Genomic DNA, 18,620 nt, shown 5'->3' on the forward strand with positions numbered 1-18,620 from the left:
ATGTTTGTTAGACTAAAGTTAAGTTTATTAATTTACAGTATAATTTAATTGTTGGAAAATTGCAAATAGTATGGCGAAACAAAATATTGAGACTCAAGCACTTGATTATGGTATGGAAATGATAGGTGGTAAGTGGAAGCCAATTATTCTGTATCACGTTAATAAAGGTACCAATAGATTTAATAAGCTTTTTTCGGAAATAGAAGGCATTAATCGGCAGATGTTAAGCAAGCAATTAAAGTCTTTAGAGCGTTCTGGTATTTTGGATCGTACTTTATATGGTGAAATTCCGCCACGTGTAGAATATACATTGACATCGTTGGGTAAATCACTACTTCCGGTTGTTGAAGCAATAACTCAATGGGGACAGAACCAACTAGCTGAGACGGTAGTAATATCAGAAGTTGTAGAAGTCAATACAATATCAGAAATAAACGAAGAGCCAGAAATAACAGAGGTACCAGAAGTAAAAGAAGCGCCAAAAGCAAAGGAAACTCCGAAGATTAAAAAAGATGCTGAAGAAAAGGAAGCTCCAAAAGTTCCACAAAATCAGCAATTGCCACTTTTTTAGTTTTTTGAAAATTATTCTAAGTTTTTAAATATGGATTTTAATGCCGTGTATAATCCGTATTATTTTAAAATAGATTACTTAGGTTTTGAATTAGACAAAAATTGATTGTTTATGCATATGTAATCATCAATTTATGTAACTTCTAGCAACTAATTCAAAAAACCATCATGAAACAAAGAACTACGCTATTAGCAGTCGCATGCTGTTTACTCACCTTAAGCTTTACTTATGCGAAGCAGAAAAAGTCAAAAAAACAAATTGAAAAATTAAAAACCGAAGTAGCGGCGTTGGTCGATGACAACAAAAAGCTTGCTCAGGTTATGGTCGATAAGATTTTTAGCTTTTCAGAACTAGGATTTCAGGAAGTGGAATCTTCTAAATACTTAACTGGAATTTTAGCGGAAAACGGATTTGAAATAGAGCACTCGATTTCTGGTATTCCTACAGCTTGGTTCGCCACTTGGAGTAATGGAGAAGGACCAACAATTGCTTTGGGTAGTGATGTGGATTGTATACCTAAGGCATCTCAATATCCAGGAGTTGCTTATCACAAGCCGATAGTTGAAGGAGCACCGGGTCATGGCGAAGGTCATAATTCCGGTATACCTATGAATATAACTTCGGCCCTTGCGGTAAAGAAAATAATGGAACGCGAAAATATAGGTGGAACCTTACTGGTATGGCCAGGTATTGCAGAAGAGCTAGTGGCTGCTAAAGCATGGTATGTAAGAGATGGGCGTTTTGATGATATTGATATGTGCATTTTCACACATGTTGGTAATAATCTTGGTGTTTCTTATGGACCAACAAGAGGTACGGGATTAATATCTGTAGAATATTCGTTTGATGGTGAAGCTGCTCACTCCGCAGGCTCGCCATGGAGAGGTAAAAGTGCCTTAGATGCTGCAGAGTTAATGAATATTGCTTGGAATTATAAGAGAGAGCATCTACATCCTTTAAAACGTTCGCATTCTATTTTTACGGATGCTGGTGATCAACCTAACGTGGTACCGTCAAAAGCGGCGGTATGGTTCTATTTTAGAGATATTAAGTATGAGGGAATTATGGAAATGTACGCCATGGCTAATGATATGGCTAAAGGCGCAGCATTAATGACAGGAACTACAATGACTTCTAAGGTTTTAGGTACGGCATGGCCAAGACATTATAATAAGGTCATTGCAGAAACTATGTATTCCAATATAAAAGAAGTAGGATTGCCAGATTGGTCTGAAGCAGATCAACAACTGGCTAAGGCAGTGCAAAAAGAAGTGAATTCTGAAAAGATAGAAGGTTTACCGCTTAAATTGGCAGAATTAGGACTGCCGGTCTTGGAACCAATTAGTGGTGGATCAGATGATATTGGCGATATTTCTTGGAAGGTACCCACGGTAACGTTGAGGTATCCATCTAACATCCCAGGATTGCAAGGGCATCATTGGAGTAACGCTATAACAATGGCAACACCAATTGCCCATAAAGGGGTAGTGGCAGGTGCAAAAGTAGAGGCTATGACTATAATAGACTTTTTATTGAAGCCAGATTTATTAGAAGGTGCATGGGATTATTTTAATAACGAGCAGCAAAAAGAGACAAAGTATCGCCCTATGATTTCTGAAAGTGATTTACCTCCAATTTATTTGAACAAGGATAAGCAAGATCAGTTTCGTTCAGAATTGGAAAAATACTATTATGACGAAACAAAGTACGATACTTATTTGGAGCAATTGGGTATTGAATATCCTACTTTAAAAGATTAGGTAACTAAATACTATCCGCCAAAAAAAGCCTTTAAATTCATTCAAATTTAAAGGCTTTTTTATTTATATGCATCTAAGGCTTAAATACTTTTTTCTAGCAAGGCCATATAAAAGCCATCATAGCCACTTTTAGAAGCATATATCTTTTTGTCTCTTACCAAAGTAAAATCTTTTCCTTCTTCAGACTTCAAGAAAGACTGCACTTGGTGGCTGTTTTCTTGAGGAAGAATAGAACAAGTAGCATAAACCATTTTTCCGCCTGGTTTCACTATTTTACTATAGTTTCTAATGATTTCATGCTGGGTTTTTACAATTTTATCAAGAAATTCAGGCTTCATTTTCCATTTAGAATCCGGATTTCTTCTTAGTACTCCAAGCCCCGTACAGGGTGCATCAATAAGTACTCTATCGGCGCTACCATAAAGTTTCTTGTATACCTTTGTAGAATCTATTTCGCGAACTTCAATATTGTGTGCGCCATTACGTCTGGCACGTCTTTTAAGTTCTTTCAATTTACTGCCGTAAATATCCATAGAAATCAATTGCCCTTTGTTTTCCATTAATGCCGCTAAGTGTAGTGATTTTCCACCGGCACCGGCACAAGTATCAACCACACGTTGCCCAGGTTCCACATCTAAGAACTCGGCAACCAATTGTGATGAAGCATCTTGTACTTCGAACATTCCGTTTTTAAAAGCTTGGGTAACAAAAACATTTGCTCTTTCAACCAATTTTAAGGCAGAGGCATACCCTCTTATAGGTTCGGCAACAATATTTTCGTCCAATAATGCTTTACGCAATTCTTCTTTGTTTGTTCTTAAAGTATTGGTACGCAATATTACTTCTGCAGGCTGATTTAGTTTGGCTAGCTCTTCGGTCCATAATTTTTCACCCAAAGCTTTTTCACATAACTCATCGATCCAATCCGGCACAGCTTCTCTAAATTTTCTAATTTGAGAAAGCTCGTCGAATTTTCCTTTAATTCTTCGCTCAGGTGTAGGTTCTATCTGTTTCCAATCTGGTAATTTAATACCTTTTAAAACTGCCCAAACAGCCCACATACGAAAAAGATCAGGTCTGCTAAAAGGAGCTTTTACCTCTGCTATTTCAGTATATAAACGTTTGTAGCGTACCATTTCATAAGTGGTCTCGGCAATAAAACCTCGGTCTCTAGAGCCCCATCGCTTATCGTATCGTAGTACTTTTTGAACCACCTTATCGGCATATTCGTTTTCGTTGAAGATAAGGTTTAAGGCGTCTATTACGGCAAACACCAAATTTCTGTGTAATTTCATTAGAGTAGCTATTATTACTTTATCAGAAGGTTTGAAGCCGTCATTGTATTGATTATCGATTAGATAGGCTTATGTCCTTCAAAAATTTATGGCTGCAAAGGTATTGTTTTAGAAGCGATTCCATTTATTTTTGAGCAACTTTATACCATAATCCTATGCGTTATATTTTTCTTTTAATCATTTTGATGTGTTCATGTTCAGAAAGTAAGCATCCAACTACGTTTAATACGGTAGATATTGAAACCATATATTCAGATTCTTTAAGTATTAGGGCTATAGAATTGATGGGTAATAGTTTGGCATTCGCTGCAAATAAAGGCACGTTTGGTACTGTGGATTTGGTTACTGGTAAAGTACGGGCAAATATCGAAAAATACCACACAAGTGTACCTTCGTTTAGGGCAGTAGCTCATACGAATACCGATTTTTTTATGCTTTCAATTGAGTCGCCTGCACTCCTTTATAAAACAGGGGAAAACGGTAGAATGGAGCTAGTTTATAAAGAGGAGGGAGAAGGTGTTTTTTATGATGCCATGACTTTTATGAACGATAAGGACGGAATTGCCATAGGAGATTCTGTAAACGGATGTTTAAGTGTTATTAGAACTTTGGATGGTGGACTTACTTGGACAAAATTGCCATGCTCTCAATTACCGGAAGGTATTGATGGTGAAGGAGCTTATGCAGCAAGTAACACTAATATCAAAACAATAGGGGATACTATTTGGATGGCGACCACAACTGGAAGAATTCTGTTTTCTTTGGATAAGGGGGAATCATGGGAAACTTATCAAACTCCCATCAGAAATACGGAAGCAACAGAGGGTATTTATTCCATAGATTTCTATGATGAAAATTTAGGATTTGCCATTGGCGGAGATTACACTGACCCAGATAATGCTGTAGCTAATAAAGCGATTACCAAAGATGGAGGAAAAACTTGGAACTTGGTAGCTGACGGAATTGCACCGGGTTACAAAAGTTGTGTGCAATTTGTGCCAGGTACTAATGGAAATGGGCTTGTAGCTATAGGTTTTACAGGTATATCGTATTCATCTGATATGGGTAAAAGTTGGAAAGAACTATCAAAAGAGCCTTTCTTTACTATACGTTTTAAAAATGATTCCATCGCCTATGCTGCTGGTAAGAATCGTATATCTAAATTAATCTTTAAGTAGTTATTTACCGCCCTTGTTATGGCGATATTGCTTCATTAATTGACGCTTAAACTCTTCTTCTGATCTTAATAATAGCAGTGTTTTCTTAGCTGAAATTACTGTACTAACATTTTTAAGAAAATTAGTATCCAAAGCTTCTTCTTCCTCTTCAATTTGAATATGTAATGCTAAGAGATTTTTGGCTTCTTTTTCCGTTAAGGCATCAGAGTCTTTGATTTTACTTCTAATTTCATGATGACTTTTTTTACGTAAAGCATTTCTTTTCTTTTGGTACTCATTATATACTGGCCAAAACTCTTGGGCTTCTTTGGTATTCAAAGAAAGCTTTTCAGTAATGAAAGCTACTTTTAAAGTATTTATTTTCTCCCAATCTTGGTTTCTCTGTCCAAAAGAGAAAGTGGTTACAAATAAGAATATGATTATTATAAATTTATTCATTGTAGTCAATATTTAGTTCATCGAAATCACTTACATTTTCATTTAAGTAATCTAAAAGGTGATCACTTTCTAAAGGTGAGTTTAAAATATCTGAATATTCGGTATTCGTTACAGGTAATACTTCTGCAATTTCATATGGTGAAAGTTCAAAATCATTATTTTCAAAATAGGCTTCAATATCGGTATTCGCCAAATCGCTAAAAGTTAATTCACTTGGAGTATTCCAATTAAAATTTAAAGCTATGAGCACAATAGCGGCAATTGAGGCAGCTACGGCTATTATTTTTTTAATAGGAAAAAGCGGAATCACTTTTGGCTCATTCTCAAGTTTTCCTTTAAGAGTATCATGGAAAGACTCAAAATAATTATCAGGCACTTCAAATGCACTATCCTTTGGGATAACGCTTTCTGGTTTAGATAATTTATCCATTAGTTTATCTTCAAAGCTATCGAAATAGCCCTCTGGAGTTTTAAACGGATTATTTTTGTTTTTATTCATGATACTAGTTTGACAATCAATTATATAAAAGGTTTAATCTTCTTTCAAATACTGTTCTAGTTTTTTAACAGCTAAATGGTATGATGCTTTTAAACCACCTACGGAAGTGTCCAGTATTTCTGAAATTTCTTCATATTTCAGCTCCTGAAAGTATTTCATATTAAAAACTAGCTTTTGTTTTTCAGGAAGCGTTGCAATAGCTTTTTGAAGTTGAAGTTGAATTTCATCACCTTCAAAATATACATCTGCTTCTAAGTTAGATACCAATTTATCTTGATAATCAGTATCAGAAACTCCTTGCAGTTTAGCTCGTTTTTTTATGAAATTTAAAGCCTCATTAGTTGCAATACGGTACATCCAAGAAAAAAGTTTGCTGTCTCCTTTAAATCCGTCTATGTTTTTATAAACTTTAATAAAGGTATTTTGTAAAACATCATCTGCGTCTTGGTGATTTAGTACAATACTTCGTATTTGCCAATACAGCCGCTCTTTGAAGGTATTTACCAATACCTCAAAAGCATGCGCCTGCTTGCTTTTTGTTTTTAAATCTAATACTAATTCTTCCTCTTCGATCACCTAGAATTGAGGTTTGTTTATCCTTAGACTATGAAGTTAAACAAAGGTTTAATCTTTTGATTAAGTTTTAATGCTTTTTGCATCTAAACCTAATATTTTACTAATCTATTCGTTCTAAAATAAACCAAAACTTAATTTTATGACTTTAAAGAAAAATTTTTTATTGATGTGTCTTTTTGTATCTACATTATCTATAATATCATGTAGTAATGATGACGAAGATGTTATGGAGCAAAGTGAAGAGGAAGTTGCAGAACTTGCTAGTTTTATGCTTTATGAAAATGTTGAATTTGAAGTAGATACAGAAGGATTGGACTCAAAACGATTCTTTTCTACAATAACCGGAAGTTTATACACTTATAATGAAATTGATGCTGAAATTGCACCAACTATTGATTTGGCATGGTATGATATGAGTCCGTCAAATCCTGGTTTCTTATTTTGGATGAGTCCTGATGATTTGTTTCAAGATGAGCAAATAGAAGGTGGTACAACGACCAAAATGGAAAATACGGCAGATCAAATGACGGTTGAGGAATTTGATGCTATAACTGACGAAAGTGCACTTGTTGACTTAGTTATTGAGAATGAAGATGAGGCAATGGGTCCTCAAGATTATCCGACTATTGTATTATTTGAGAATGCAGCAGGACATAAAGGTGCTATTAAAATGAAAAGTAACGACGGTCAAATTATGATTGTAGATATTAAAGTGGCTCGATAGTTTAGAATCAAAAATACATTAAAAAAGCCATCTGAAAAGATGGCTTTTTTAATGTATAATTTTTAGGAATAATTTGGTATAAAAATTTATACCAAAGATTGCATTTGTACAAGTTTTTTGTAAGTACCATTTAGCTCTAATAGCGTTGCATGAGTACCCTGTTCAACTATTTCTCCCTTTTGAAGTACAACAATAGTATCTGCATTTTGTATAGTAGAAAGTCTATGTGCAATAACAATAGAAGTTCTGTTCTTCATCATCTTTTCAAGAGCATCTTGTACCAAGCGCTCGCTTTCGGTATCTAAAGCAGAGGTGGCTTCGTCTAAAATCATGATTGGAGGATTTTTTAAAACCGCTCTAGAAATAGATAGGCGTTGTTTTTGTCCGCCACTTAATTTATTGCCGCTATCACCAATGTTGGTATCGTAGCCATTGGGTAAATCCATTATAAAATCATGTGCATTGGCAATTTTTGCAGCTTCTATAATTTCTTCATCAGTGGCATTCTCTTTTCCTAATCCGATGTTGTTTTTAACCGTGTCATTAAATAAGATAGAGTCTTGTGTAACTAACCCCAGTAAACCACGTAAAGACTTTTTACTAAGGTCTTTAATGTTGTTGCCATCAATGCTAATTTCACCCTCATTAACATCATAGAAGCGAGTAACAAGATTGGCTATGGTACTTTTACCACTACCAGATTGCCCAACTAGGGCAACGGTTTTCCCTTTTTCAACTGTTAAGTTAAAATTTTTTAATACATAATCATCTTCGTATTTAAAAGAGATGTTGTTAATGTTTACAGCTGTATCAAAGGTTTCTTGATTTATAGGATTTGCAATTTCAGAAATAGGATTTTCAGTTTCTAAAATTTCCATTACACGTTCTGCTGCTGCGTTACCTTTTTTAACACTGTAAGAAGCTTTACTAATAGCTTTAGCAGGAGTTAATATTTGATATGACAAAGTCATGTAAGTAATAAACAAACTGCCTTCAAGAGTTTTTTCCACTAAGACCATTTGTCCGCCATACCATAGAATTACGCCAATGGCTGCAATACCAAAAAATTCACTTGTAGGGGATGCCAAATTTTGTCGATTTAGCAGGCTATTTGAAAAATTAAAAAAACGTTTAGTTGAAGCTTGAAATTTCTTTGCAAATACAGATTCTGAATTAAAGGCTTTTATAACTCGTAATCCTCCTAAGGTTTCTTCAAGAATAGATAGAAAGTAACCTTGCTCACTTTGAACCTTGTCAGATTTTCGTTTTAACGATTTTCCGATTAAGGAAATCAAAAAACCCGAAAGCGGAAGAAATAGAAAAACGAACAAAGTCAATTTCGGACTAATAGAGAGCATGGCTATAATTGTAAAAATTATAGTTAACGGTTCCCTGACAATCAGCTCTAAAATGGACAAAAATGAATGTTGAATTTCTAACACATCAGAGGTGATACGGGCTATAGTATCGCCTTTTCTCTTTTCAGAATAATAGGAAATAGGTAATTCTACAGTCTTTTCGTAGAGTTCGTTACGTAAATCTTTAAGTACGCCATTACGTAAGAACGTAATGAAATACATAGCTAAATAGTTAAAAAGATTTTTTAGAAGGAACATAGTGATAATTAAACCAACCATGAACAAGAGCACTTCTCCAGGGTCGCTATCTTTACTTCTTTCCGTTACAAAATAGTTTAAATAGTCTATGCCGAAATCTTTTATTTCAGATATGCCATTCCATTTCGGTTTAGTGTATACTTCTTCTGTTTTGTCAAATAACACTGTCAACATTGGAAATAATGAAATCATTGCCAATGTTGAAAACAGTGCATAAAAGATGTTAGATATAATATTTAAAACTGCATATATCTTATAAGGCTTCGCAAAGCGAAGAATCTTTTTGAAATAGTTCATTAAGCTAAATTAAGCTCAGCAAGAATACTCTTGACTTTATTGTCAAGTTCTGCTGCCACTTTTTTATAATCTTCAGTTTTTTCTAATTTGGTATTTGTACTGATGTAGAATTTTACCTTTGGCTCTGTTCCACTTGGTCTTGCTGCTATTCTAGTTCCATCCTCGGTTTCGTAAATTAAAACGTTAGATTTTGGAATATCAATAGTTTTCTCTTCGCCAGTTAAAACGTTTTTAGCAATTGACGTGTTGTAGTCTTCAATCCACTTTACTTTAGAACCCGCAACAGATTCTACAGGGTTTTCCTTGAAATCTATCAACATTTGCTTAATTTCTTCAGCACCGCTAATTCCTTTTTTGGTAATAGAAACTAAATGTTCCTTGTAAAAGCCATAATCAACATAACATTGAATTAGGTCTTTGTAGAAAGAACTACCATTAGCTTTTGCTTGACTAGCAATTTCACATGCCAATAGGGTAGAGGTAACCGCATCTTTATCGCGTACAAAATCACCTACCATATAACCAAAGCTCTCTTCACCACCACCAATAAACTCAGAATCTGGAAAATCTTTGATCATTTTACCGATCCATTTAAACCCGGTAAGAGAAGTTTTAAACTCTACGCCGTATGCCTTGGCCATAGCTTCCATCATTGGGGTAGAAACTATAGTAGTCGCAATAAATTCATTGCCTTTAAATCCTATTTCTTTTTTCTTTTCTAAAAGGAATTTTGTCATTAAAACCATAGCTTGGTTTCCGTTAACAATTTCCATTTCACCATCAAGATTACGAACGGCAATACCTAAACGGTCACTATCTGGATCTGTACCCACAACCATATCTGCACCAATTTCTTCAGCTTTTTTAACCGCCATAGAAAGTGCTTCTGATTCCTCTGGGTTGGGAGATTTAACCGTAGGGAAATTTCCGTCAGGTTTAGCTTGTTCTTCAATGATAGTTACATTTTCATACCCACCACGTTTTAATACTTCTGGAATAGCGGTAATTGAAGTTCCGTGTAATGAGGTGAATACAATTTTAAAGTCATCTTTTCCAGCGGCATTAAAATTACCTGCTGCAACAGATTGGGATATAAAAGCTTCATCAACTTCTTTGTCTATTACTTCAATAAGGCTATCATTGGGGCTGAATTTTATATCTTCAAAATCAAGAGAATTGATTTCAGAAATAATTTCTCCATCTTGTGGTGGTACAATTTGTCCTCCGTCTGTCCAGTACACTTTGTAACCATTGTATTCTGGTGGATTATGTGATGCCGTTAATACGATACCCGCATGACAATTTAAATGTCTTACCGCGAACGAAAGTTCTGGGGTAGTACGTAAATCTGAAAATAAGTAAACTTTAATATTGTTGGCAGAAAAGACTTCTGCCACCGTTCTTGCAAGTGTGTCACTATTATGACGGCAATCAAAAGCGATAACTACTTTAATTTCCTCGCCTTTGTAGACTTTATTTAAATAGTTGCTAAGACCCTGTGTACTTTTACCTAAGGTATATTTATTAATACGGTTTGTGCCTACGCCCATAACGCCTCTCATACCACCGGTACCAAATTCCATATTTTTATAGAAACGGTCGTTCAGTTCTTCTTTGTCGTTAGCGATAAGGTGTTCAATTTCTTTTTTTACAGCTGGGTCGAAAAAATCGGTTAACCAGGTTTTAGCGGTATCAAGGATGTTATCCATTTGGTTTATAGTTTTATGTGCATTTAAGTTAGTAAGAATTTTACTATTCTAAAAGTGTTGTGTTTAATTCTTCTGAAACGATATATCTTTTTTCTTCTTTTTTAGAACGTATTAATATTTCCCCTATAAACCCTGCTAAGAACAACTGAGTTCCTATGACCATGGCTATCAGTGAAATATAAAATTGTGGGCGGTCTGTAATCAATCTTCCAAACTTGTTGATGAATAACTTATCTATACCTAAATAGATGGCGAATCCAAACCCGATTAAAAACATTAAAACGCCTAACGCGCCAAATAAGTGCATAGGTCGTTTACCAAATCTAGATACGAACCAAATGGTCAATAAATCTAGAAATCCATTAATGAAACGTTCCATTCCAAATTTTGTTTTACCGTATTTACGAGCTTGATGTTTTACGACCTTTTCTCCAATTTTAGAAAAACCTGCGTTTTTTGCAAGCACGGGTATATATCTATGCATTTCACCAGAGACTTCAATGTTTTTAACAACGTCTTTTGCGTATGCTTTTAAGCCACAATTAAAATCATGAAGTCGTACGCCAGATGTGCGTCTAGCTGCCCAATTAAATAGTTTTGATGGTGTGTTTTTAAAAATGATAGAGTCGTACCGTTTCTTTTTCCATCCAGAAACCAATTCATAGCCTTCATTGGTTATCATATGATATAACTCCGGAATTTCCTCAGGGTTATCTTGTAAATCGGCATCCATAGTAATAATAACATCTCCGCTTACGGCTTTAAAACCGGCATGTAATGCTTGTGATTTTCCGTAGTTACGTAAAAAATGGATTCCTTTTACCGAAGGATTTTGATTTGACAATTCTGAAATGATATTCCAAGAATTATCTGTACTACCATCATCAACGAACAGTATTTCATATGAAAAATGATTGGATTGCATTACAGATACAATCCAATCATGAAGTTCTTTAAGTGACTCTTCTTCGTTAAGTAAAGGAATTACTATTGATAATTGCATGCGCGACTTCTGGTATTGTCTCCAAAAATACTACAATTACTTAGCATTAATAAGCAGCTTCTTCTTTTTTCAAGATTAAACCACCTAAAAGGGAAATTATTAGCCCAAAAAATAAAGCACTGATTAAACTAATTGCAGCACTTAAAAATGGACCAGAAAAGTTTTCCATCATTTTGACAGCTGCGTCAATTTCATCTTGGGTCATACTAGGGTTCTTAGAAATCATTTCCGCTTTTTGGGCAGCCATCATATTAGTCATGAAATCAGGTTCAATAACATTTATAAATATCATTTGATAAATGATTCCTATAATTGCTCCAATCAAAGCAATACCTATTCCAACTTTTATTGCCTCGCTTATGGTCAGTAAATTGTTGTTCGCCTCTCTGAACTTGTAAATTCCAAATACAATTACACCTACCATTATGCTTATATTCACAGCAAATAGCGCAAGACTTTGTTCGTATTGTAAGCCTGCTACATATAGCATTACGGCAAAGGTGATGGTAAGTATACCTAATACTAAGCCGTATGTTCTTGCAAATTTTCCTGTTTTAGGTTGATTTTCTTCCATGATATATAATGATTATAGGTTGTTTTGTATATTAGTATGTTATTGAGATAATATGTTACAAAAGTGATAAAATTAAATTTTAATATTTTTTTTAGTTTTGTAATTGTCTGTTTGTAGAATTTCACTATTTTTGCAGCCTTAAAATGAGTGCCCGTCGGAATGGGTGCGTTAAAGTTTTTAAAATGAAAAAAGACATACACCCAGAAAATTATAGAATCGTGGCCTTTAAGGACATGTCTAACGAAGAGGTATTTTTAACAAAATCAACAGCGAATACTAAAGAGACTTTAGAAGTTGACGGAGTTGAGTATCCATTAGTTAAATTGGAAATTTCAAGAACTTCTCATCCTTTCTACACTGGTAAATCTAAATTATTGGATACAGCAGGTCGTATCGATAAGTTCAAGAACAAGTACAAGAAATTTGTTAAAGAAGAGAAAAAAGAAGAATAGTATTTTTATTTCTTCTAATAAATATAACGCCTTCGAAATTTTCGAAGGCGTTTCTTTTGCATTTAACTTTTAAATAAAGGAAGTTATCTATAATGTATAGATGCTTTAGGGTTATTTGTTAATTTTGAAAAAAAAAATCATCTTGTATGAACTTTATTCTTTTTGATGGTCCTCGTAGGAATCATCTTTTACCTTTTACATTTACGCGTCCCGTTTCTGAAATACGTATAGGTATAATGACCTTGAAAGAACGATGGGAAGCTTATTTAAAGGTCTCAGTAACTTCTTTAACTGAAGAATATTTGAGTATTAAGTATCCGGTTAAATTAGAAGATTCAAATATATTCATAGATGCTTCGGTTTTGCCGTCCGATAGTTTAATAAAAACAATTCATTCGTTAAAAAAGAATGAGGTAGTAAAGTCAGGTGATTTAATAATAGCTTATTCTAGTGCATCGGTTAAAAATTCTGATGAGTTAAGTAGTTTTACTGTTATAGAATTCAAAAATGATTTGGTTCAAATCAATAATACTTGGGATATTTTCGATAAAAATGCAGATATCTTACAGTCTGATTTCGATTTTATTACAAAAGGAAGAAAGAGTCAGCCAATTTCAGATACCAATAAATTAATACATCCAGAGCGTATATTCCTAGAAGAGGGAGCGAAGGTGGAATTTAGTATTTTAAATGCTACTGACGGACCTATTTACTTAGGAAAGAATGCTGAAATTTGGGAAGGTAGTCTTGTTCGTGGAGCTTTAGCGCTATGTGATAATGCTATAATTAAAATGGGAGGTAAGCTTTATGGTGCTACTACTATTGGACCTTATAGTAAAGTTTGTGGTGAAGTAAGTAATTCCGTCATTTTTGGATATTCAAGTAAGGGTCATGAAGGTTATTTAGGGAATGCCGTACTAGGAGAGTGGTGTAATATTGGCGCGGATTCCAATAATTCCAATCTTAAAAATAATTACGCTAAAGTCCGTTTGTGGGATTACGCAACAGAGCGTTTTGAGCCAACGGGATTGCAGTTTTGCGGACTTATGATGGGTGATCATAGTAAGACCGCTATTAATACCATGTTTAATACGGGAACGGTAATTGGGGTGAATTCCAATATATATGTTCCAGGATTTCCTAGAAATTTTGTTCCAAGTTTTAGCTGGGGCGGAGCGTCTGGGTTTACGGCATATCAGCCAGCAAAAGCATTTGATGCTGCTAAGGTGATGATGGCTAGAAGAGGGGTGGAGTTTAATGAAGTTGAAGCTGATATTCTAACCCACGTTTTCGAATTAACAAAGAAATGGAGAAAGTATTAAGTAGTTAAGTCTGAAATTCAGCGAATTGGAATTTTATGGCTGAGTTTAGTTTAATTATTTTTGCACATTCAAATAGATTATTTAGATGAAGAAGAAGGTGGCTTTTTACACTTTGGGGTGTAAGTTGAATTTTTCGGAAACTTCTACCATAGCCCGTAGTTTTGCAGATGAGGGGTTTGATAGGGTAGATTTTTCAGAAGAAGCGGATATGTATGTAATTAATACATGCTCTGTAACCGATAATGCCGATAAGAAATTTAAAACTATTGTAAAAAAAGCACAAAAGATAAATCCTGATGCTTTTGTAGCAGCTGTTGGTTGTTATGCACAATTAAAACCAGAAGAATTAGCTGATGTAGACGGAGTAGATTTGGTTTTAGGCGCAACGGAAAAATTTAAAATCACTGACTACATAAATGATTTAACCAAAAATGATCACGGCAAGGTTCATTCTTGTGAAATAGCCGATGCTGATTTTTACGTTGGTAGTTATGCTATTGGCGATAGAACAAGAGCTTTCTTGAAAGTTCAAGATGGGTGCGATTATAAATGTACCTATTGCACAATTCCGTTAGCACGTGGCATATCTAGAAGCGATACTTTAGAAAATGTTTTAAAAAATGCTGCGGATATTTCTGAGCAAGGAATTAAAGAAATTGTTTTAACCGGAGTAAATATAGGTGACTACGGTAAAGGTGAGTTTGGTAATAAAAAGCATGAGCATACTTTTTTAGAATTGGTTGAAGCATTAGATGACGTAGATGGTATTCATCGTTTGCGTATTTCATCTATAGAGCCAAATTTATTAAAGAATGAGACAATTGAGTTTGTTTCTCAAAGTAAAACTTTTGTACCCCATTTTCATATTCCTTTACAAAGTGGGAGTGATGATCTTCTAAAGTTGATGAAGCGTCGCTATATGACCAACCTTTATAAAGAAAGGGTTGAAAAGATTAGGGAGGTAATGCCAAATTGCTGTATTGGTGTTGATGTAATTGTGGGGTTTCCGGGAGAAACCGAGGAACATTTTCTAGAAACCTATCATTTTTTGAATGATTTAGATATTTCGTATTTACATGTCTTCACTTATTCAGAAAGAGATAATACGCCTGCTGCTACTATGGATGGTGTAGTACCTAATAAGGTAAGGAGTAAAAGGAGTAGAATGTTGCGTGGACTATCAGTAAAGAAAAGACGTGCATTCTATGAGAGTCAGCTTGGAAATGAATTAACGGTGTTATTTGAAGGGGAAAATAAAGAAGGGTATATTCACGGGTTTACCGAGAATTACGTAAAAGTGAAATCTCCATGGAATCCAGAATTGGTAAACACATTGCATGAAGTAAAGCTTACCGAGATTGATGCAGATGGGTTAGTGAGATTCGAATTTGTAAATGAAAAAATAGAAGCGTAAAAAAAGCCTTTCAATTGAAAGGCTTTTAAATTTTTTAGATTCGAATACCAATTGGTAACATCTCTTTGTACTGTCTTCTGTTTTTACGAAGAAATCCTGCTATATGAGGACTTGTTGGAACAACTCTAAGATTTCTTTCTTGAATAATACTTAGAACGGCTTTGATAAAGTTTTCTCTGAAATCTTCATCTGTAATTTCTTCTGGAACAACTAATTTGGTAAGGAATACCTTGCGTTCTTGAGAAGAATATTCAATTCTGGCTAAATGACCATCTACGGTAGTTTCGAATTGACGCAGAAAAGAGTTGTCATTAATGATAACATCGTTCATATAGATAATTTTAGTGTTGTTATTAGACAAAAAAATTACGATGTTCTCATATCGTAATTAGTCTTTAATAAATGCCGTACAGAATATAACTCATGTGAATACATGAGTTTTTCGCATTATCTTACAAAAGTAGTTAAAAAATACTTAATTTCCTAGTTTTTAATACGTTTCGTAACTATACTAGCTATTATGATTCATGTGTATTGTATGCCTGGTATGGCAGCAGGTCCTGCTATTTTTGAGTATATCAAACTTCCAGATGAAAGTTTTAAGCTTCATTTACTAGAATGGAATATTCCTACAAAGGGTATTTCGTTTAGTGAATATGCTAAACATATGTGTAGTAAAATACAGCATAAGAACGTGGTGTTGCTAGGGGTGTCATTGGGAGGGCTCCTAGTTCAAGAAATGACTAATTTCATTGATGTTAGAAAGGTGATAATTATTTCTAGCGTAAAAACAAGGTATGAGTTGCCAAAACGTATGTTGTTTGCAAGATATACGAGTGTTCATAAACTTCTTCCAACAGGTTTGGTCAATAATGTAGAATTACTTGCAAAGTATGCTTTTGGTGAAAGTGTAACCAAGCGTCTTTCGTTATATGAAAAGTATTTATCCGTAAGAGACAAAGGTTATATAGATTGGTCTATAAACGAGCTGGTAAATTGGAAGCAAGAGGTACCATGTGAGAGGTTAGTGCATATACATGGCGAAAAAGATACCGTTTTTCCTATAGAAAATATTAGTAACTGCATTCCTGTATCCAACGGCACCCATACCATGATCATACATAGGGCAAAGTGGTTTAACGAGAACTTGGCAACAATTATTTTGGAATAAAATAGTTCTATATATACCTTTGAAAGACAAGAAAGTTGATAGAAATAAAATAAAAGATAAAATTCATGAAGACTATTAAAAATATATTGATGTTGTTGGGTGTTGTATTTGTTGCGGGTACATTGATATTTGCTGTGGGAAATACGGATGGCGTTGCAAGTAATGACAAAGTGGTTGTAAATGATAGTGTTCAGAAAAATGTAGCTAAAGCTTATAAAATATCATCTATAGATATACCAGAGAACCTAAATTTTGCAGGAGAAGTTGTTCCTCAGTCAGATCCTGAAATATTGGAGCGTATAGATCGCGAATTTTTGGTAAATACGTATTGGCAATCTAATGCAGTTCTATTGATTAAAAGAGCAAATAAATTCTTTCCTATTATTGAGCCAATTTTAGCGAAAAATGGCATTCCAGATGATTTTAAGTATTTAGCTGTAGCAGAAAGCGGTTTAACAAATGTAGTTTCGCCAGCAGGTGCAACTGGTTTTTGGCAAATAATGCGAGAAACAGGTAGAGAGTATGGGTTAGAAGTGAACTCAAACGTAGACGAGCGTTACCATTTAGAAAAGTCTACAGAGGTAGCTTGTAAATATTTGAATAGATGGAAAAATAAATATGGTAGTTGGGCTTTAACTGCAGCAGCTTATAATGCAGGTCCTGGAGCTATTAATAAATACATGGGTATTCAGCAAGTAGATAATTACTGGGATTTGTTACTTGGTAGCGAAACCGGTAGATATGTATTTAGAATTATGGCAATTAAAGAAATCTTGTCCAATCCAGAAAAGTATGGTTTTCATATCGAAAAAGAAGATATGTACGAAGCGGTACCGACATTCAATGTTGAAATAGATAAACCAGTAAGTAATTTTGCCGATTTTGCACAAGAATATGAAATCAACTATAAAATTTTAAAGCGCCACAATCCTTGGTTGAGAGAGGCGCATTTAAATAATAATTCTCGTAAAAAGTATACTATAGAAATTCCTAATAAAGGATATTACAGAGAAACTAAATAGAATTATATTTTCTTCATTTGTTGTTGCATCATTTTAATTTGATCCGTCAACATATTATTTTTATCCAATTTCTTAGCCTCGTTTAGTAGCATAGTTGCTTCTCTCTTACGGCGTTTTTGCATTGATATACCTGCTAAGCTTAATTTAGCCATAGCAACATCATAATCCATCGTTAATCCAAGTTTAAGGGCTTTCTTAAAGTACTTCTCTGCTTGGGTCAAATTGGTTTGCGAAAAAATGATGCCGTGTAGGTAGTTGTAGTATCCTTGTTGTTTAACAGTTAATTCCGCTTCAGGATTTTTAATTTTATCTAGCCAATTTTTAGTACCGGTTAAATCTTGCTTTCTCATTTTTAAAAAAGCTAAAAGAATAATCTCGTTTCTAAAATAAAGAAAGATAAAAATTAAGGATAACAAGATTAAAAATATGCCATTTCCAATATTACCTTCTATAAATTGATACACAGAATAGGCGATTATGAGTCCGGCTATGATTAATTTTAAATTTTTATTGAACATATTTTAAGTTTATTAATCTAGTTGATGGTTAAAAAAGCTTTTTGGTTTTTATTGAAACCCTATTAAAATAAAGCGATTACAGCGCTAAATTTCAATTCGGGCAAAATTAATCAAAAGCTTCGTTTTGTGACGTACGGATTTATAAAAATATTTTTTTTCATAACCCTTGCTAAAGCAAAAACTCTTTGTATATTTGCGCCCAGTTTTACCCGTCCAATGAAAAGGGCAAATTTCAAAATTAATACAAAGCATTTAATTATATAGGCGATGAGCAAGAGAACGTTTCAACCATCAAAGAGAAAAAGAAAGAACAAACACGGTTTTCGTGAGCGTATGGCTTCCGTTAATGGAAGAAAAGTTCTTGCAAGAAGAAGAGCAAAAGGAAGAAAGAAATTAACTGTTTCCTCTGAACCAAGCCATAAAAAATAATGATTTCATTGTTTTAAAAATATTTAGGTGTTACTTTTCTGAAAGTAGCACC

The 18,620-nt window shown here is 34.2% G+C and carries 20 protein-coding genes; 10 read left to right on the top strand and 10 right to left on the bottom strand.

The features are described 5' to 3' along the window. Positions 1-70: 70 nt before the first annotated feature. Together SJY30_RS03175 and SJY30_RS03180 are read left to right on the top strand one after the other, a co-directional pair. The gene (locus tag SJY30_RS03175) at positions 71-571 is read left to right on the top strand and encodes a winged helix-turn-helix transcriptional regulator (protein ID WP_396634168.1); all 501 of its coding nucleotides are present in this window, start codon (positions 71-73) and stop codon (positions 569-571) included. A gap of 167 nt (positions 572-738) precedes the next feature. After that, the gene (locus tag SJY30_RS03180) at positions 739-2,331 is read left to right on the top strand and encodes an amidohydrolase (protein WP_396634169.1); all 1,593 of its coding nucleotides are present in this window, start codon (positions 739-741) and stop codon (positions 2,329-2,331) included. A gap of 80 nt (positions 2,332-2,411) precedes the next feature. On the opposite strand, the gene SJY30_RS03185 is transcribed toward SJY30_RS03180, so the two are convergent. Then, positions 2,412-3,626 (bottom strand): RsmB/NOP family class I SAM-dependent RNA methyltransferase, encoded by a 1,215-nt coding sequence (locus tag SJY30_RS03185; protein ID WP_396634170.1) that lies wholly within the window; start codon positions 3,624-3,626, stop codon positions 2,412-2,414. Between the two features lie 155 nt (positions 3,627-3,781). Here SJY30_RS03185 and SJY30_RS03190 point away from each other — a divergent pair, with 155 nt between their 5' ends. After that, positions 3,782-4,804 (top strand): WD40/YVTN/BNR-like repeat-containing protein, encoded by a 1,023-nt coding sequence (locus SJY30_RS03190; RefSeq protein WP_396634171.1) that lies wholly within the window; start codon positions 3,782-3,784, stop codon positions 4,802-4,804. Here SJY30_RS03190 and SJY30_RS03195 read toward each other — a convergent pair whose 3' ends face one another. Genes SJY30_RS03195 through SJY30_RS03205 form a run of 3 tightly spaced genes read right to left on the bottom strand, consistent with a single transcriptional unit; the run spans position 4,805 to position 6,317 of the window. Next, the gene (locus SJY30_RS03195) at positions 4,805-5,242 is read right to left on the bottom strand and encodes a hypothetical protein (protein ID WP_396634172.1); all 438 of its coding nucleotides are present in this window, start codon (positions 5,240-5,242) and stop codon (positions 4,805-4,807) included. Beyond that, positions 5,235-5,741 (bottom strand): hypothetical protein, encoded by a 507-nt coding sequence (locus tag SJY30_RS03200; RefSeq protein ID WP_396634173.1) that lies wholly within the window; start codon positions 5,739-5,741, stop codon positions 5,235-5,237. The genes SJY30_RS03195 and SJY30_RS03200 overlap by 8 nt, the downstream gene beginning before the upstream one ends. Positions 5,742-5,774: 33 nt before the next feature. Continuing rightward, the gene (locus SJY30_RS03205; protein ID WP_396634174.1) at positions 5,775-6,317 is read right to left on the bottom strand and encodes an RNA polymerase sigma factor; all 543 of its coding nucleotides are present in this window, start codon (positions 6,315-6,317) and stop codon (positions 5,775-5,777) included. Between the two features lie 139 nt (positions 6,318-6,456). On the opposite strand from SJY30_RS03205, the gene SJY30_RS03210 reads away from it, so the two are divergent. Then, positions 6,457-7,041 carry a hypothetical protein gene (locus SJY30_RS03210; RefSeq protein ID WP_396634175.1) on the top strand — a complete coding sequence of 195 codons (585 nt, stop codon included), beginning with the start codon at positions 6,457-6,459 and terminating at the stop codon, positions 7,039-7,041. Between the two features lie 86 nt (positions 7,042-7,127). Here the strand turns inward: SJY30_RS03210 and SJY30_RS03215 are convergent, their stop codons facing one another. The 4 genes from SJY30_RS03215 to SJY30_RS03230 are packed head-to-tail and all read right to left on the bottom strand — an operon-like array spanning position 7,128 to position 12,240. After that, on the bottom strand, positions 7,128-8,954 hold the full coding sequence (locus SJY30_RS03215) for an ABC transporter ATP-binding protein (RefSeq protein ID WP_396634176.1): 1,827 nt from the start codon (positions 8,952-8,954) through the stop codon (positions 7,128-7,130). Further along, the gene (locus SJY30_RS03220; RefSeq protein ID WP_396634177.1) at positions 8,954-10,663 is read right to left on the bottom strand and encodes a phospho-sugar mutase; all 1,710 of its coding nucleotides are present in this window, start codon (positions 10,661-10,663) and stop codon (positions 8,954-8,956) included. The genes SJY30_RS03215 and SJY30_RS03220 overlap by 1 nt, the downstream gene beginning before the upstream one ends. 43 nt (positions 10,664-10,706) lie before the next feature. Next, the gene (locus tag SJY30_RS03225) at positions 10,707-11,666 is read right to left on the bottom strand and encodes a glycosyltransferase family 2 protein (protein ID WP_396634178.1); all 960 of its coding nucleotides are present in this window, start codon (positions 11,664-11,666) and stop codon (positions 10,707-10,709) included. 46 nt (positions 11,667-11,712) lie between these two features. Next, complete coding sequence (locus tag SJY30_RS03230; RefSeq protein WP_396634179.1) at positions 11,713-12,240, bottom strand: DUF4199 domain-containing protein; 528 nt, start codon at positions 12,238-12,240, stop codon at positions 11,713-11,715. A gap of 182 nt (positions 12,241-12,422) precedes the next feature. Between SJY30_RS03230 and SJY30_RS03235 the strand changes: the two genes are divergently transcribed. The 3 genes from SJY30_RS03235 (at position 12,423) to mtaB (ending at position 15,428) form a co-directional block, all read left to right on the top strand. Further along, positions 12,423-12,692, top strand: a complete 270-nt coding sequence (locus SJY30_RS03235; RefSeq protein ID WP_276492597.1) for a type B 50S ribosomal protein L31 — start codon at positions 12,423-12,425, stop codon at positions 12,690-12,692. A 146-nt stretch (positions 12,693-12,838) separates the two neighbouring features. Continuing rightward, a complete protein-coding gene (locus tag SJY30_RS03240) occupies positions 12,839-14,014 on the top strand; it encodes a GlmU family protein (protein WP_396634180.1) in 1,176 nt (391 codons plus the stop codon). Between the two features lie 85 nt (positions 14,015-14,099). Continuing rightward, positions 14,100-15,428 (top strand): tRNA (N(6)-L-threonylcarbamoyladenosine(37)-C(2))-methylthiotransferase MtaB, encoded by a 1,329-nt coding sequence (mtaB, locus tag SJY30_RS03245; protein WP_396634181.1) that lies wholly within the window; start codon positions 14,100-14,102, stop codon positions 15,426-15,428. A 34-nt stretch (positions 15,429-15,462) separates the two neighbouring features. Here the strand turns inward: mtaB and SJY30_RS03250 are convergent, their stop codons facing one another. Continuing rightward, complete coding sequence (locus tag SJY30_RS03250) at positions 15,463-15,759, bottom strand: GNAT family N-acetyltransferase (protein ID WP_133687887.1); 297 nt, start codon at positions 15,757-15,759, stop codon at positions 15,463-15,465. Positions 15,760-15,948: 189 nt separating this feature from the next. Here SJY30_RS03250 and SJY30_RS03255 point away from each other — a divergent pair, with 189 nt between their 5' ends. Then, positions 15,949-16,599, top strand: a complete 651-nt coding sequence (locus SJY30_RS03255) for an alpha/beta hydrolase (protein WP_396634182.1) — start codon at positions 15,949-15,951, stop codon at positions 16,597-16,599. Positions 16,600-16,664: 65 nt separating this feature from the next. Beyond that, on the top strand, positions 16,665-17,621 hold the full coding sequence (locus tag SJY30_RS03260) for a lytic transglycosylase domain-containing protein (protein WP_396634183.1): 957 nt from the start codon (positions 16,665-16,667) through the stop codon (positions 17,619-17,621). Positions 17,622-17,623: 2 nt separating this feature from the next. Here SJY30_RS03260 and SJY30_RS03265 read toward each other — a convergent pair whose 3' ends face one another. After that, entirely contained in the window at positions 17,624-18,139 is a 516-nt protein-coding gene (locus tag SJY30_RS03265) for a DUF2892 domain-containing protein (protein WP_396634184.1), read from the bottom strand. Between the two features lie 267 nt (positions 18,140-18,406). Between SJY30_RS03265 and rpmH the strand changes: the two genes are divergently transcribed. Further along, a complete protein-coding gene (gene rpmH, locus SJY30_RS03270; protein ID WP_036155072.1) occupies positions 18,407-18,568 on the top strand; it encodes a 50S ribosomal protein L34 in 162 nt (53 codons plus the stop codon). The last annotated feature ends 52 nt before the right edge of the window (positions 18,569-18,620 follow it).

The sequence above is a fragment of the Maribacter sp. R86514 genome (genome assembly GCF_044597005.1).
Taxonomy (GTDB): domain Bacteria; phylum Bacteroidota; class Bacteroidia; order Flavobacteriales; family Flavobacteriaceae; genus Maribacter.

Bases quoted from the DNA above. Each gene is read 5' to 3' on its own strand.
- SJY30_RS03175 (WP_396634168.1), top strand. From the start codon at position 71: ATGGCGAAACAAAATATTGAGACTCAAGCACTTGATTATGGTATGGAA.
- SJY30_RS03180 (WP_396634169.1), top strand. From the start codon at position 739: ATGAAACAAAGAACTACGCTATTAGCAGTCGCATGCTGTTTACTCACC.
- SJY30_RS03185 (WP_396634170.1), bottom strand. From the start codon at position 3,626: ATGAAATTACACAGAAATTTGGTGTTTGCCGTAATAGACGCCTTAAAC.
- SJY30_RS03190 (WP_396634171.1), top strand. From the start codon at position 3,782: ATGCGTTATATTTTTCTTTTAATCATTTTGATGTGTTCATGTTCAGAA.
- SJY30_RS03195 (WP_396634172.1), bottom strand. From the start codon at position 5,242: ATGAATAAATTTATAATAATCATATTCTTATTTGTAACCACTTTCTCT.
- SJY30_RS03200 (WP_396634173.1), bottom strand. From the start codon at position 5,741: ATGAATAAAAACAAAAATAATCCGTTTAAAACTCCAGAGGGCTATTTC.
- SJY30_RS03210 (WP_396634175.1), top strand. From the start codon at position 6,457: ATGACTTTAAAGAAAAATTTTTTATTGATGTGTCTTTTTGTATCTACA.
- SJY30_RS03215 (WP_396634176.1), bottom strand. From the start codon at position 8,954: ATGAACTATTTCAAAAAGATTCTTCGCTTTGCGAAGCCTTATAAGATA.
- SJY30_RS03220 (WP_396634177.1), bottom strand. From the start codon at position 10,663: ATGGATAACATCCTTGATACCGCTAAAACCTGGTTAACCGATTTTTTC.
- SJY30_RS03225 (WP_396634178.1), bottom strand. From the start codon at position 11,666: ATGCAATTATCAATAGTAATTCCTTTACTTAACGAAGAAGAGTCACTT.
- SJY30_RS03230 (WP_396634179.1), bottom strand. From the start codon at position 12,240: ATGGAAGAAAATCAACCTAAAACAGGAAAATTTGCAAGAACATACGGC.
- SJY30_RS03235 (WP_276492597.1), top strand. From the start codon at position 12,423: ATGAAAAAAGACATACACCCAGAAAATTATAGAATCGTGGCCTTTAAG.
- SJY30_RS03240 (WP_396634180.1), top strand. From the start codon at position 12,839: ATGAACTTTATTCTTTTTGATGGTCCTCGTAGGAATCATCTTTTACCT.
- mtaB (WP_396634181.1), top strand. From the start codon at position 14,100: ATGAAGAAGAAGGTGGCTTTTTACACTTTGGGGTGTAAGTTGAATTTT.
- SJY30_RS03250 (WP_133687887.1), bottom strand. From the start codon at position 15,759: ATGAACGATGTTATCATTAATGACAACTCTTTTCTGCGTCAATTCGAA.
- SJY30_RS03255 (WP_396634182.1), top strand. From the start codon at position 15,949: ATGATTCATGTGTATTGTATGCCTGGTATGGCAGCAGGTCCTGCTATT.
- SJY30_RS03260 (WP_396634183.1), top strand. From the start codon at position 16,665: ATGAAGACTATTAAAAATATATTGATGTTGTTGGGTGTTGTATTTGTT.
- SJY30_RS03265 (WP_396634184.1), bottom strand. From the start codon at position 18,139: ATGTTCAATAAAAATTTAAAATTAATCATAGCCGGACTCATAATCGCC.
- rpmH (WP_036155072.1), top strand. From the start codon at position 18,407: ATGAGCAAGAGAACGTTTCAACCATCAAAGAGAAAAAGAAAGAACAAA.